The organism is Pseudomonas sp. ZL2, from assembly GCF_054788455.1.
The window spans coordinates 1-13370 of record NZ_JBGOGX010000006.1; the positions used below are offsets into that span (position 1 = coordinate 1).

13 protein-coding genes are annotated in these 13370 nt (G+C 62.5%); 11 read left to right on the forward strand and 2 right to left on the reverse strand.

The genetic code is table 11. The features are described 5' to 3' along the window. The first annotated feature begins 209 nt into the window (after positions 1-209). The 3 genes from ABM562_RS08700 to ABM562_RS08710 are packed head-to-tail and all read left to right on the forward strand — an operon-like array spanning position 210 to position 3772. Positions 210-869, forward strand: a complete 660-nt coding sequence (locus tag ABM562_RS08700; protein ID WP_115085274.1) for a paraquat-inducible protein A — start codon at positions 210-212, stop codon at positions 867-869. After that, entirely contained in the window at positions 856-1479 is a 624-nt protein-coding gene (locus tag ABM562_RS08705) for a paraquat-inducible protein A (RefSeq protein ID WP_115085275.1), read from the forward strand. The genes ABM562_RS08700 and ABM562_RS08705 overlap by 14 nt, the downstream gene beginning before the upstream one ends. Then, on the forward strand, positions 1472-3772 hold the full coding sequence (locus ABM562_RS08710; protein WP_115085276.1) for a PqiB family protein: 2301 nt from the start codon (positions 1472-1474) through the stop codon (positions 3770-3772). Before ABM562_RS08705 ends, ABM562_RS08710 begins: the two co-directional genes overlap by 8 nt. Positions 3773-3982: 210 nt before the next feature. Here ABM562_RS08710 and rpsT read toward each other — a convergent pair whose 3' ends face one another. After that, positions 3983-4261 carry a 30S ribosomal protein S20 gene (gene rpsT / locus ABM562_RS08715; RefSeq protein WP_010220592.1) on the reverse strand — a complete coding sequence of 93 codons (279 nt, stop codon included), beginning with the start codon at positions 4259-4261 and terminating at the stop codon, positions 3983-3985. 251 nt (positions 4262-4512) lie between these two features. Here rpsT and murJ point away from each other — a divergent pair, with 251 nt between their 5' ends. From murJ to ispH, 6 genes are all read left to right on the forward strand, one after another. Then, on the forward strand, positions 4513-6051 hold the full coding sequence (gene murJ / locus ABM562_RS08720; RefSeq protein WP_115085277.1) for a murein biosynthesis integral membrane protein MurJ: 1539 nt from the start codon (positions 4513-4515) through the stop codon (positions 6049-6051). A 118-nt stretch (positions 6052-6169) separates the two neighbouring features. Further along, positions 6170-7120 (forward strand): bifunctional riboflavin kinase/FAD synthetase, encoded by a 951-nt coding sequence (gene ribF / locus ABM562_RS08725; protein ID WP_115085278.1) that lies wholly within the window; start codon positions 6170-6172, stop codon positions 7118-7120. Continuing rightward, positions 7117-9948 carry an isoleucine--tRNA ligase gene (ileS, locus tag ABM562_RS08730; protein WP_460421450.1) on the forward strand — a complete coding sequence of 944 codons (2832 nt, stop codon included), beginning with the start codon at positions 7117-7119 and terminating at the stop codon, positions 9946-9948. Before ribF ends, ileS begins: the two co-directional genes overlap by 4 nt. Continuing rightward, a complete protein-coding gene (lspA, locus tag ABM562_RS08735) occupies positions 9941-10456 on the forward strand; it encodes a signal peptidase II (RefSeq protein WP_115085280.1) in 516 nt (171 codons plus the stop codon). The genes ileS and lspA overlap by 8 nt, the downstream gene beginning before the upstream one ends. After that, positions 10449-10886 carry an FKBP-type peptidyl-prolyl cis-trans isomerase gene (gene fkpB, locus ABM562_RS08740; RefSeq protein ID WP_115085281.1) on the forward strand — a complete coding sequence of 146 codons (438 nt, stop codon included), beginning with the start codon at positions 10449-10451 and terminating at the stop codon, positions 10884-10886. Before lspA ends, fkpB begins: the two co-directional genes overlap by 8 nt. A gap of 14 nt (positions 10887-10900) precedes the next feature. Beyond that, positions 10901-11848, forward strand: a complete 948-nt coding sequence (gene ispH, locus ABM562_RS08745) for a 4-hydroxy-3-methylbut-2-enyl diphosphate reductase (protein ID WP_115085282.1) — start codon at positions 10901-10903, stop codon at positions 11846-11848. On the opposite strand, the gene ABM562_RS08750 is transcribed toward ispH, so the two are convergent. After that, the gene (locus ABM562_RS08750; RefSeq protein ID WP_244211876.1) at positions 11837-12313 is read right to left on the reverse strand and encodes a GspH/FimT family pseudopilin; all 477 of its coding nucleotides are present in this window, start codon (positions 12311-12313) and stop codon (positions 11837-11839) included. The genes ispH and ABM562_RS08750 overlap by 12 nt on opposite strands. A 142-nt stretch (positions 12314-12455) precedes the next feature. On the opposite strand from ABM562_RS08750, the gene pilV reads away from it, so the two are divergent. Together pilV and ABM562_RS08760 are read left to right on the forward strand one after the other, a co-directional pair. Next, on the forward strand, positions 12456-12668 hold the full coding sequence (gene pilV / locus ABM562_RS08755) for a type IV pilus modification protein PilV (RefSeq protein WP_460421454.1): 213 nt from the start codon (positions 12456-12458) through the stop codon (positions 12666-12668). Continuing rightward, complete coding sequence (locus ABM562_RS08760) at positions 12665-13324, forward strand: PilW family protein (protein WP_233674833.1); 660 nt, start codon at positions 12665-12667, stop codon at positions 13322-13324. The genes pilV and ABM562_RS08760 overlap by 4 nt, the downstream gene beginning before the upstream one ends. Positions 13325-13370: the final 46 nt, after the last annotated feature.

Consider the following 13370-nt stretch of genomic DNA (forward strand, 5'->3'; position numbering starts at 1 on the left):
AGATTAAATTCCGAAACCCCTATCTGCGTATGCAGGTAGGGGTTTTGTCTTTCTGACATTTTCCTCTGTGCGCACTGTCCCTGTGGGAGCGGCGGTGCGACGCCTCGACTTGCCCCGCGATGCGATGTGGCTGACAGAAGGGTATCGCGGGGCAAGCCCGCTCCTACATCGGTTAGAATAGCGCCCTCGCGTTGACTCAGAAGTTCACTATGTCAGAACCTGCCGACCCCCATCAGCTCGCCGACTTGCCCCTCAATGACCTGGTGGCCTGTCACGAATGCGACCTGCTGATGCGCAAGCCTGTGCTCAAGCAGGACGAAAAGGCCCACTGCCCGCGCTGTGGCTACGAGCTCTACGCCCATCGGCACAATGTGGTCCAGCGCAGCCTGGCCCTGGTGCTGGCAGCCTTGCTGCTCTATGTACCGGCCAACTTCTTGCCGATCATGCAATTGCACCTGCTCGGCCAAAGCTCCGACGACACCGTCTGGAGTGGCGTGGTCGGGTTGTACAACACCGGTATGCGCGGCGTGGCAGTGGTGGTGTTTCTTTGCAGCATGGCCATTCCCTTGCTCAAACTGCTGTGCCAGCTGGCTGTGCTGTTGAGCATTCGCCTGAACATCGGCCGCAGTTACGGTTTGTTGCTCTATCGGATTTATCACCATCTACGCGATTGGGGCATGCTCGAGGTCTATTTCATGGGCGTGCTGGTGGCGATGGTCAAGCTGGTCGACCTGGCGGAGCTGAGCCTGGGCCTGGGCCTGGCCTGCTTTATCAGTTTGTTGTTGGTGCAGGTGTGGCTGGAGGTGGTGATGTCGCCCCACCAGATATGGAGTGCTTTATCGGGGGAAGACCTGCATGCGTGCGATTGATGCTGGCATTCTGGTTTGTGGCGAGTGCCACGAGCTGAATCGCCAGGAGCCGGACAGTGACGCGCAAACCTGCACCCGCTGTGGCGCAGTGGTGCACGCACGGCGGCCAAACAGCCTGGTGCGAACCTGGGCGTTGCTGATGACCTCGGCAATCTTGTACATCCCGGCCAATGTGCTGCCGATCATGACCGTCAGCGCCTTGGGGCAGGGCAGCCCGGACACCATCATGTCCGGCGTCATCACCCTGATGAAGCACGGCATGCTGCCGATCGCTGCGGTGGTGTTCATCGCCAGTATCCTGGTGCCGACCTTCAAGCTGGTGGGCATTGCCCTGCTGCTTTATTCGGTGCAGCGCCACCAACCGTTGTCGGCGCGGCAACGGATCCTGATGTACCGCTTCATCGAGTTCATCGGACGCTGGTCGATGCTGGATATTTTCGTGATCGCCATTTTGGTGGCGGTGGTGAATTTCGGCAGGATCGCCAGTGTCGAAGCCAATCTGGGCGCCGTCGCCTTCGCCAGTGTGGTGATTCTGACGATGCTCGCTGCAGTAACCTTCGATCCCCGACTGATTTGGGATAACACGGAGTCGGATGACGACCATGAGTGATTTGCCTACGGCTAAAACCCGCCCAGCTTCGAACTGGTCGGCCATATGGATATTGCCCCTGATCGCCCTGGTGATCGGTGGCTGGCTTGGCTGGCAGGCCTATCGCGAGTCAGGGGTGAACATCCAGGTCCGCTTTGAAAGCGGTGAAGGTATCGTCGCCAACAAGACCGAAGTGGTCTTCAAGGGTATGTCGGTCGGTAAGGTGAAAGAGCTGGTACTGGATGCCAAGGGCAGCAATACCGGGGTCATCGCCACCATTGAGATGAACAAGGAAGCCGAGCCGCACCTGAACACCGGGACGCGCTTCTGGCTGGTCAAGCCGAGCGTCAGCCTGGCCGGGATCACCGGCCTGGAAACCCTGGTCTCAGGCAACTACATTGCCGTGAGCCCGGGGCAGGGCGAGCCGACCAAGCGCTTCAAGGCGCTGGATGAGGCGCCGCCGTTGTCCGACAGCGAGCCGGGCCTGCACCTGACCCTCAAGGCTGACCGCCTGGGCTCGCTCAACCGCGACAGCCCGGTGTTCTACAAGCAGATCCAGGTCGGCCGGGTGAAGAGCTATCGCCTGGCCGAAGACCAGGGTACGGTCGAGATCAAGGTGTTCATCGAGCCGGCCTATGCCGCCCTTGTGCGCAAACATACGCGGTTCTGGAACGCCAGCGGCGTCAGCATCGATGCCGACCTTTCCGGAGTGAAGGTCCGTAGTGAATCGCTGGCCAGTATTGTCGCCGGCGGCATCGCCTTCGCCACGCCCGAGCACCGCAAGGACAGCCCGCCAACCGATCCGAACCTGCCGTTCCGCCTGTACGAAGACTTCGATGCGGCCCAGGCCGGTATTCGCGTCAAGGTCAAGCTAAGCGACTTCGAGGGCCTGCAGGCCGGGCGTACTCCGGTAATGTACAAAGGTATCCAGGTCGGCTCGCTGAAGACCCTCAAGGTCGATGCCGACCTGGCTAGCGCCATGGCCGAGCTGACCCTCGATCCGCTGGCCGAAGACTACCTGGTCGACGGCACGCAGTTCTGGGTGGTCAAGCCATCGATCTCCCTGGCCGGTATTACCGGCCTGGAGGCGCTGGTCAAAGGTAACTACATCGCCATCCGCCCGGGCGACAAGGGCGCGACACCGCAGCGTGAGTTCGAGGCGCGGGCCAAGGCGCCGCCACTGGACCTCAAGGCACCGGGGCTGCATCTGGTGCTGTACAGCGACAACCTCGGTTCGCTGGAAGTCGGCAGCCCGATCCTCTACCGTCAGGTCAAGGTCGGTACGGTGCAGAGCTACCAGTTCTCGAAGAAGAGCAAACGCCTGCTGATCGGCGTGCATATCGAGAAAGAGTACGCCGGCCTGGTCAACGGTTCGACGCGCTTCTGGAATGCCAGCGGCATTACCCTGAGCGGTGGCCTGTCGGGCATCCAGATCAAGAGTGAATCGCTGCAAAGCCTGATGGCCGGCGGTATTGCCTTCGACACACCGATCCCGAATGTGAAGCTCAAGCGTCGTATTCCGTTCTTCCTCCTGCATGAAGACCAGGAGGCAGCCAACCGCAGCGGAACCACGGTGACCATCCGTGTCGATCGCGCAGACGGCCTCAAGGTGGGCACGCCGGTTCGCTTCAAGGGCCTGGATGTCGGCAAGGTCGAGCAGGTCGACCTGACCAAGGATTTGCAGGCGGTGCTGCTCAAGGCGCGGATCACCGAGGTGCCGGAGCGCATTGCCCGCGAAGGTACACAGTTCTGGGTGGTCAAGCCTGCCCTGGGCATCGTCAAGACTGCCAACCTGGAAACCCTGGTCACCGGTCAGTACCTGGAAGTGCAGCCGGCCGTGAGAAGCGCAGGGCCACAGCTCAACTTCAATGCATTGCCACAGGCGCCGGACTTCTCCGAGCGCGAAGCCGGCTTGTCGCTGGTGCTCAGTGCTGCGCGGCGGGGTTCGATCAAGCCGGGCGTGCCAGTGACCTACCGCGAGATTCCGGTGGGCAAGGTTACCGGTTTCGAGTTGGGGCAGACGGCGGATCGGGTGTTGATCCACATCCTCATCGAGCCCAGGTACGCAGCGCTGGTACGTAGTGGAAGCCGTTTCTGGAACAGCAGCGGCTTTGGCTTCGACATCGGCCTGTTCAAGGGCGCTACGGTACGAACCGAGTCGCTGGAGACCCTGATCGAGGGCGGTATTGCTTTCGCAACGCCGGATGGCGAGAAGATCGGTAACCCGGCCCGTCCGCAGCAGACCTTTGCCCTGTTCGACAAGGCCGAGGATGAATGGCTGCAGTGGGCACCGAAGATTCAGATTGGTAAGTAACAAACACCCCGGGCTGCATTGCAGCCCATTGTGGGAGCTGGCTTGCCAGCGATGAGGCCGGTCCAGGCTACCCATCTGGTGTTGCCTGGGCTGCGACCGCTTTGCGGTCGATCGCTGGCAAGCCAGCTCCCACAGGGTTAAAGGTCAATCTCAGGAATCACAGGCAATAAAAAACCGACCCTAGGGTCGGTTTTTCAACAAGCATGTCGCTTAGGCAGCTGCAGCTTCTTTCAGCGCCTTGATGTGGCCATTCAGACGGCCTTTATGGCGAGCAGCCTTGTTCTTGTGGATGATACCTTTATCGGCCATACGGTCGATAACTGGAACAGCCAGAGTGTAAGCAGCTTGCGCTTTTTCGGCGTCTTTTGCGTCGATGGCTTTAACTACATTCTTGATGTAGGTACGAACCATGGAACGCAGGCTGGCGTTGTGGCTGCGACGCTTCTCAGCCTGTTTTGCACGTTTTTTGGCGGAAGGTGAGTTGGCCACCGTCGAGCTCCTCGAAAGACTTGGTAAATAGCAAACAAAATAGGCCGCGAATCATGCCGATGAGTTGATCGGTTGTCAAGGGCACTTGCATGGTTCCGCTGAGTGGTCGTTCTGTACAAGGGAGTGATTCCCTTCTGCGGCACGACCTGTAAACTCGGGAGCTTTTGCTCTGCTTGCGTTGCGGCGCGGAGTATCGCACAACTGGGCGCGTTGCGGCACAGCCCTTTATCCTCAGGCGTGAAAAACTTTCGATGAATCTTCTTAAATCCCTGGCCGCGGTCAGCTCCATCACCATGATCTCGCGGGTGCTGGGCTTTGTCCGTGACACCATCCTGGCACGGGTGTTCGGTGCCGGCGTGGCCACCGACGCCTTCTTCATTGCCTTCAAACTGCCCAACCTGCTGCGGCGCATCTTCGCCGAGGGCGCGTTTTCCCAGGCGTTCGTGCCGATCCTGGCCGAATACAAGACCCAGCAAGGCGAGGAGGCGACCCGTACCTTCATTGCCTACGTCAGCGGCCTGCTGACCCTGGTGCTGGCCCTGGTCACTGCCCTGGGGATCCTTGCCGCGCCCTGGGTGGTGTGGGTAACGGCGCCGGGCTTTGTCGACAGCGCCGAGAAATACCAGCTGACCACCGACCTGCTGCGGGTGACCTTTCCTTATATATTGCTGATCTCGCTGTCCTCGCTGGCCGGGGCCATCCTCAATACCTGGAACCGTTTTTCGGTGCCGGCCTTCGTGCCAACCCTGCTCAACGTGGCGATGATCGGCTTTACCCTGTTCCTCACGCCGTACTTCGATCCGCCGATCATGGCCCTGGCCTGGGGCGTGCTGGCCGGTGGCCTGGCGCAATTGCTGTACCAGCTGCCACACCTGAAGAAGATCGGCATGCTTGTGCTGCCGCGCCTTAACCTGCGCGATACCGGCGTGTGGCGGGTGCTCAAGCAGATGCTGCCGGCGATCCTCGGGGTGTCGGTCAGCCAGATCTCGCTGATCATCAACACCATTTTCGCCTCGTTCCTGGTGGCGGGCTCGGTGTCGTGGATGTACTACGCCGATCGCCTGATGGAACTGCCGTCCGGTGTGCTTGGCGTGGCCCTGGGCACCATCCTGCTGCCCACCCTGGCCAAGACTTACGCCAACCGTGACCGCCACGAGTATTCGCGAATCCTCGACTGGGGCCTGCGCCTGTGCTTCTTGCTGGTGCTGCCGTGCACCCTGGCCATGGCCATCCTCGCCGAGCCGCTGACCGTGGCGTTGTTCCAGTACGGTAAATTCAGCGCCTTTGATGCGGCGATGACCCAGCGTGCCCTGATCGCTTACTCGGTCGGCCTGCTGGCAATTATTCTGGTCAAGGTGCTGGCACCGGGCTTCTATGCCCAACAGAACATCCGTACCCCGGTGAAGATCGCCATCTTCACCCTGGTCTGTACCCAGTTGTTCAACCTGGTCTTCATTACCCACCTGCAGCACGCCGGCCTGGCCCTGGCCATCAGTCTGGGCGCCTGCCTGAATGCTGGCCTTTTGTACTGGAAGCTGCGTCAGCAGCAGTTGTTCCAGCCACAACCGGGCTGGGCCAAGTTCCTCGCCAAGCTGGTGGTGGCGGTATTGCTGATGTCGGCGGTATTGCTGGTGGGCATGCACTACATGCCGGCCTGGGCCGAAGGGCAGATGCTCGAGCGCTTCCTGCGCCTGGGTGCGCTGATCCTGGCCGGGGTCGTGACCTATTTCGGCTGTCTGGTGCTGTTTGGTTTTCGCCCGCGTGACTTCGCCCGCAAGGCGTTGCATTAAGGCCTGACGACGGTCAGACGTCGGTTTTACACATTCCACGCCACGGGGTGACGCTGCTGCCTGTCGTCAACGCCCGGGTGTGGTTATAATCGACCACTTTATGAGCAAGAAGCGCGTTATGCAGCTGGTTCGAGGCCTCCACAACCTGCGCCCCCAGCACCGGGGCTGTGTCGCCACTATTGGCAACTTCGACGGTGTTCACCGCGGCCACCAGGCAATCCTGGCGCGCCTGCGTGAGCGAGCGGACGAGTTGGGCGTGCCCAGCTGCGTGGTGATTTTCGAGCCACAGCCGCGTGAATACTTTGCCCCCGACACCGCGCCCGCGCGCCTGGCCCGCCTGCGCGACAAGGTCGCCCTGCTGGCCGCCGCAGGCGTCGACCGGGTGCTGTGCCTGGCGTTCAACCAGCGCCTGAGCAAGCTCAGCGCCGCCGAGTTCGTCGACACCATCCTGGTCGACGGCCTGGGCGTCAAGCACCTGGAAGTGGGCGACGATTTCCGCTTCGGCTGCGACCGGGTCGGTGATTTCGACTTCCTCGAGCAAGCCGGCATTCTCCAGGGCTTTACCGTCGAGGAAGCGCAAACCGTCGAGCTCGACGGCCTGCGGGTCAGCAGCACGCAAGTGCGCGATGCCCTGGCCAGTGCCGACTTCGCCCTGGCCGAACGCCTGCTGGGCCGGCCGTTCCGCATCCGCGGGCGCGTGCTGCACGGGCAGAAGCTGGCACGCCAGCTGGGTACCCCGACGGCCAACATCCAGCTCAAGCGCCATCGCGTACCGCTCACCGGTGTCTACCTGGTCAGCGTCGAAGTCGATGGCAAGAACTGGCCGGGTGTCGCCAACATCGGCGTACGGCCAACCGTTTCAGGTGATGGCAAAGCCCACCTGGAAGTACATCTTCTGGATTTTGCCGGCGATCTCTATGGCCGGCGTCTGACGGTGGAATTCCACCACAAGCTGCGTGAAGAGCAGCGATTCGCCTCCCTGGAGGCGCTGAAGTCGGCGATCGATGCGGATATCGCCGCCGCACGTGCCCATTGGCACGGTCAACCGCTAACGAAGAGCCTGAAATGACCGACTATAAAGCCACGCTAAACCTTCCGGACACCGCCTTCCCGATGAAGGCCGGCCTGCCACAGCGCGAACCGCAGATCCTGCAGCGTTGGGACAGCATTGGCCTGTACCAGAAGCTGCGCGAAATTGGCAAGGATCGTCCGAAGTTCGTGCTGCACGACGGCCCGCCCTACGCCAACGGCAAGATCCACATCGGTCATGCGCTGAACAAGATTCTCAAGGACATGATTGTCCGCTCCAAGACCCTGTCCGGTTTCGACGCTCCGTACGTCCCGGGCTGGGACTGCCACGGCCTGCCGATCGAGCACAAGGTTGAAGTGACCCATGGCAAGCACCTGAGCGCCGACCAGACCCGCGAGCTGTGCCGTGCCTATGCCGCCGAGCAGATCGAAGGGCAGAAGACCGAGTTCATCCGCCTGGGCGTGCTGGGCGACTGGGACAACCCGTACAAGACCATGAACTTCGCCAACGAAGCCGGTGAAATCCGCGCGCTGGCTGAAATGGTCAAGCACGGCTTCGTGTTCAAGGGCCTCAAGCCGGTCAACTGGTGTTTCGATTGCGGTTCGGCCCTGGCCGAAGCCGAGGTCGAGTACGCCGACAAGAAATCGCAGACCATCGACGTCGCCTTCCCGGTGGTCGATGACGCCAAGCTGGCTGCCGCCTTCGGCCTGGCGTCGCTGGCAAAACCTGCCTCGATCGTGATCTGGACCACCACGCCGTGGACCATCCCGGCCAACCAGGCGCTGAACGTCCACCCGGAGTTCAACTACGCCCTGGTCGATACCGGCGACAAGCTGCTGGTGCTGGCTGAAGAACTGGTCGAATCGTGCCTGAAGCGTTATTCGCTGGAAGGTTCGGTAATCGCCACCGCGCCAGGCTCGGCCCTGGAGCTGATCAACTTCCGTCACCCGTTCTACGATCGTCTGTCGCCGGTGTACCTGGCCGACTACGTCGAGCTGGGCGCCGGTACCGGTGTGGTTCACTCCTCGCCAGCCTATGGTGAAGACGACTTCGTCACCTGCAAGCGCTACGGCATGGTCAACGACGACATCCTCACCCCGGTGCAGAGCAACGGTGTGTACGTGCCGTCGCTGGAATTCTTCGGCGGCCAGTTCATCTGGAAAGCCAACCCGGCCATCGTCGAAAAACTTTCGGAAGTCGGTGCGCTGATGCACACCGAAACCATCAGCCACAGCTACATGCACTGCTGGCGCCACAAGACCCCGTTGATCTATCGCGCCACTGCGCAATGGTTCGTCGGCATGGACAAGCAGCCCGACAACGGCGAGACCCTGCGCGAGCGTGCGGTCAAGGCCATCGAAGAGACCAAGTTCGTCCCGGCCTGGGGCCAGGCGCGCCTGCACTCGATGATCGCCAACCGCCCGGACTGGTGCATCTCGCGTCAGCGTAACTGGGGTGTACCGATCCCGTTCTTCCTCGACAAGCAAACCGGCGAGCTGCACCCGCGCACCGTCGAGCTGATGGAAGAAGTGGCCAAGCGCGTCGAGAAAGAAGGCATCGAAGCCTGGTTCAAGCTCGACGCTGCCGAGCTGCTCGGTGACGAGGCCGGCCAGTACGACAAGATCGCCGACACCCTCGACGTCTGGTTCGACTCCGGCACCACCCACTGGCACGTGCTGCGTGGCTCGCACAGCATCGGCCACGAAACCGGCCCGCGCGCCGACCTGTACCTGGAAGGTTCCGACCAGCACCGCGGCTGGTTCCATTCCTCGCTGCTGACCGGCTGCGCCATCGACAACCACGCGCCATACCGCGAGCTGCTGACTCACGGCTTCACCGTCGACGAAAACGGCCGCAAGATGTCCAAGTCGCTGGGTAACACCATCGAGCCTCAGAAGGTCAACGACACCCTGGGTGCCGACATCCTGCGCCTGTGGGTTTCGGCCACCGACTACTCCGGCGAAATGGCGGTTTCCGAGCAGATCCTGCAGCGCAGCGCCGACGCCTACCGGCGTATCCGCAACACCGCGCGCTTCCTGCTCTCCAACCTGTCCGGCTTCGACCCGGCCCGCGACCTGCTGCCGGCCGAAGACATGCTGGCGCTGGACCGCTGGGCGGTCGACCGTACCCTGCTGTTGCAGCGCGAGCTGGAAGAGCACTACGGCGAATACCGCTTCTGGAACGTCTACTCGAAGATCCACAACTTCTGCGTGCAGGAGCTGGGCGGCTTCTACCTGGACATCATCAAGGACCGTCAGTACACCACGGGCGCCAACAGTGTTGCCCGTCGTTCCTGCCAGACCGCGCTGTACCACATCAGCGAAGCGCTGGTGCGCTGGATCGCGCCGATCCTGGCGTTCACCGCCGACGAGCTGTGGCAGTACCTGCCGGGCGAGCGCAACGAATCGGTCATGCTCAACACCTGGTACGAAGGCCTGAGCGAGTTGCCGGAAGGCTTCGAACTGGGTCGCGCCTACTGGGACCGCGTGATGGCCGCCAAGACTGCGGTCAACAAGGAACTGGAAAACCAGCGTGCGGCCAAGGCCATCGGTGGCAACCTGCAAGCCGAAGTCACCCTGTTCGCCGACGACGCCCTGAGCGCCGACCTGAACAAGCTGGGCGACGAGCTGCGCTTCGTGCTGATCACCTCGGCGGCCAGCGTTGCGCCGTTCGCCCAGGCTCCAGCCGATGCGGTCGAGACCGAAGTGCCTGGCCTCAAGCTGAAAGTGGTCAAGTCCGGCCATGCCAAGTGCGGCCGTTGCTGGCACTTCCGCGCAGACGTGGGCTCGAACCCCGAGCACCCGGAAATCTGCACCCGTTGCGCCGACAACATCGGCGGCAAAGGCGAGGTGCGCCACTATGCCTAACCCTGGTGTGGGGCGCTTCGGGCGCCTCAGCTGGCTGTGGCTGAGCGTGCTGGTCCTGGTCCTCGACCAGGCCAGCAAGTTCTACTTCGAGGGCGCGCTGAGCCTGTACCAGCAGATCGTGGTCATCCCTGACTACTTCAGCTGGACCCTGGCCTACAACACCGGTGCTGCCTTCAGCTTCCTGGCTGACAGCTCCGGCTGGCAGCGCTGGCTGTTCGCCCTGATCGCCGTGGTGGTCAGCGCCGTGCTGGTGGTCTGGCTCAAGCGCCTGGGGCGCAGCGAGACCTGGCTGGCCGTCGCGCTGGCGCTGGTGCTCGGCGGCGCGCTGGGCAACCTGTACGACCGCATCGTGCTTGGCCACGTGGTCGACTTCATCCTCGTGCACTGGCAGAACCGCTGGTACTTCCCGGCCTTCAACCTGGCCGACAGCGCCATTACCGTCGGTGCGGTGATGCTGGCGCTGGACATGTTCAAGAGCAAAAAGTCCGGAGAGCCCGTCCATGACTGAGACCCGTATCGGCCAGAACACCGAAGTGACCCTGCACTTCGCGCTGCACCTGGAAAACGGCGACACCGTCGACAGTACCTTTGAAAAGGCGCCGGCGGTGTTCAAGGTCGGCGACGGCAACCTGCTGCCAGGTTTCGAAGCAGCCATCTTCGGCTTCAAGGCCGGTGACAAGCGCACCGTGACCGTCACCCCGGAGAACGCCTTCGGCCAGCCGAACCCGCAGAACGTGCAGATCATTCCCCGCTCGCAGTTCAACGACATGGAACTGTCCGAAGGCCTGCTGGTTATTTTCAACGACGCAGCCAATGCGGAGTTGCCCGGCGTGGTGAAAGCATTCGATGACGCGCAAGTGACCATCGACTTCAATCACCCGCTGGCCGGCAAAACCTTGAACTTCGAGGTGGAAATCCTCGGGGTCAAGGCCCTTTGAGCCAGGAGTCATCCATGCAAATCAAACTCGCCAACCCCCGTGGCTTTTGCGCCGGTGTGGACCGGGCGATCGAAATCGTCAACCGCGCGCTGGAAGTCTTCGGTCCGCCGATCTACGTGCGCCATGAAGTGGTGCACAACAAGTTCGTGGTCGAGGACCTGCGTGCGCGCGGGGCCGTTTTTGTCGAAGAGCTGGACCAGGTGCCAGATGACGTCATCGTCATCTTCAGCGCCCACGGTGTTTCCCAGGCCGTGCGCCAGGAAGCGGCGGGGCGCGGCCTGAAGGTGTTCGACGCGACCTGCCCGCTGGTGACCAAGGTGCATATCGAGGTGGCGCGCTACAGCCGCGACGGCCGTGAGTGCATCCTGATCGGCCACGAAGGCCACCCGGAAGTCGAAGGCACCATGGGTCAGTACGACACCAGCAATGGTGGCGCCATCTACCTGGTCGAAGACGAGGACGATGTTGCCAGCCTGCAGGTCAACGACCCGAACAAACTGGCCTTCGTCACCCAGACCACGCTGTCGATGGACGACACCAGCCGGGTGATCGATGCCCTGCGCGCGCGCTTCCCCAATATCGGCGGGCCGCGCAAGGACGACATCTGCTACGCCACCCAGAACCGTCAGGACGCGGTCAAGCAACTGGCCAACGAATGCGACGTGGTGTTGGTGGTCGGCAGCCCGAACAGCTCCAACTCCAACCGCCTGCGTGAGCTGGCTGAGCGCATGTCGACCCCGGCCTACCTGATCGACGGCGCTGAAGACCTGCAAAAAAGCTGGTTTGATGGCGTCGAACGCATTGGTATCACTGCCGGTGCTTCGGCGCCCGAAGTGCTGGTGCGTGGCGTGATCGAGCAGTTGCGGGCCTGGGGTGCCACCGGCGCCGAAGAGCTCGATGGCCGCGAGGAGAACATCACTTTCTCGATGCCCAAAGAGCTGCGCGTGCGTTCATTGATCTGACCCGGCAGCCGCGCACAGCGGCTGCTCGCCGGGCTCCTCGCGCAGGCTGACCCGGCCTGTGTGTGCCAGTACCACCCGGTACTGGCTGAAGGGATCGGGGCGCTGGCAGACGAACAGCGTCCCGGCCTGAAACGCTCCCCCCTCGTGCAAGGGCACCCCCAGCCCGCTGAAGCGTACCTGCCGGGCCACCGGTTGATTGCCTACGATGCTCACCCGCTCAAGCCGCTGTTGGTACAGCAGCTGTGGGCCGTCCTGCTCCACGACCATGCGCCAGCCGTTGCCCCAGTTATCCTCCAGCGCCTGCAGGCGGACCACCTGGTTGCGCAGCAAGGCCTCGCTGCGCGCGGTGCGCAAAGCCTGGGCCAGATCTTTGGCGGCAGCTTGCTGGTGTAGCCCGCTGCTCATGGTGCTGTAGGTCGGCACGCTGATGTGCGTCAGCACCCCCACCAGCGCTAGCGCGAACATCATTTGTATCAGTGTTACGCCCTGTTGCTTCACCGTGCATTCCTCCCTGGAAGTGCTTCTATAGAGTCAGGCCGGCGGACAGGAACGTCCAGTCGGCCGGGTTGGCAAAGGGCTGTGGAAAAGTCGCAGGGGGGAAGGCGCCATGGATGGCGGACGGCAACAAGGAATGAGCCTGATCGAGGTGCTGCTGGCCATGCTGGTGCTGGGGCTGGGTCTGTTTGCTGCTGCGGCTGCGCAAGTGCGGGCGTTGCAGGCTACCGACAGTGCCTTGCAGAGTACCCAGGCGGCGTATCTGCAGCATGGCGTGCTCGAACAGGCGCGGATCAACGGCGCGCGGCAAGGGCCAGGCCGATGAGCCGGCAAGGTGGCGTCGGCCTGGTCGAGGTGTTGCTGGCCCTCAGCCTCGGGTTATTGCTGATACTCGCTGCCAGCCGCTTGTTCCTGGCGGCCAGTCAGAACTGGCAGGCTCAAGGCGTCGCGGCCCAGTTGCAGGAAGACGCGCGCCTGACGTTGCAGCGCATGGCCCAGGACATTCGCATGAGCGGCATGTTCGGCTGCCTGCGCGCGGATGCAATCCACCATGTGCATCCGTCGTCGGCCCAGGCGTTTGCCCAACCGCTGGAAATAACCCGGGCAGCGGATGGGCAACTGCAGCAACTGAGCCTGATCAGCGCCGAAGTGGCTGGTGCAGGTGGACGGCCGAACTGGACGTTGGTCACCGACTGCATTGCCCAGGCCAGGGTCTATCCCGAGGGGCAGGCTGCGCCTGCCGGCCAGTACGCGATACCGATACGGCGCCAGACCTATCGCGTTGATGGCGCAAGCCTGATGCTCGGTAGCGGCGCCAGCTATGCGCCGCTGATCGACAACCTCGGTGAACTGCGCGTCGACATCGTCAGGCGAAACACCAACGGCATCGCCGGGCTACGCCTGAGCCTGACCTTGATTGACCCGCAGTCACGGGTCAGGCCGCAGCAGTATCAACTGACGGTAGCGCTGCGCAATGGCTAGGCCCGGCAACCAGCGCGGCGTGATCCTGCTGATCAGCCTGATGCTG

Excerpts from the sequence above, each read along its gene's own strand:
- ABM562_RS08700 (WP_115085274.1), top strand. The coding sequence starts at position 210 with ATGTCAGAACCTGCCGACCCCCATCAGCTCGCCGACTTGCCCCTCAAT.
- ABM562_RS08705 (WP_115085275.1), top strand. The coding sequence starts at position 856 with ATGCGTGCGATTGATGCTGGCATTCTGGTTTGTGGCGAGTGCCACGAG.
- ABM562_RS08710 (WP_115085276.1), top strand. The coding sequence starts at position 1,472 with ATGAGTGATTTGCCTACGGCTAAAACCCGCCCAGCTTCGAACTGGTCG.
- murJ (WP_115085277.1), top strand. The coding sequence starts at position 4,513 with ATGAATCTTCTTAAATCCCTGGCCGCGGTCAGCTCCATCACCATGATC.
- ribF (WP_115085278.1), top strand. The coding sequence starts at position 6,170 with ATGCAGCTGGTTCGAGGCCTCCACAACCTGCGCCCCCAGCACCGGGGC.
- ileS (WP_460421450.1), top strand. The coding sequence starts at position 7,117 with ATGACCGACTATAAAGCCACGCTAAACCTTCCGGACACCGCCTTCCCG.
- lspA (WP_115085280.1), top strand. The coding sequence starts at position 9,941 with ATGCCTAACCCTGGTGTGGGGCGCTTCGGGCGCCTCAGCTGGCTGTGG.
- fkpB (WP_115085281.1), top strand. The coding sequence starts at position 10,449 with ATGACTGAGACCCGTATCGGCCAGAACACCGAAGTGACCCTGCACTTC.
- ispH (WP_115085282.1), top strand. The coding sequence starts at position 10,901 with ATGCAAATCAAACTCGCCAACCCCCGTGGCTTTTGCGCCGGTGTGGAC.
- ABM562_RS08750 (WP_244211876.1), bottom strand. The coding sequence starts at position 12,313 with ATGTTCGCGCTAGCGCTGGTGGGGGTGCTGACGCACATCAGCGTGCCG.
- pilV (WP_460421454.1), top strand. The coding sequence starts at position 12,456 with ATGGATGGCGGACGGCAACAAGGAATGAGCCTGATCGAGGTGCTGCTG.
- ABM562_RS08760 (WP_233674833.1), top strand. The coding sequence starts at position 12,665 with ATGAGCCGGCAAGGTGGCGTCGGCCTGGTCGAGGTGTTGCTGGCCCTC.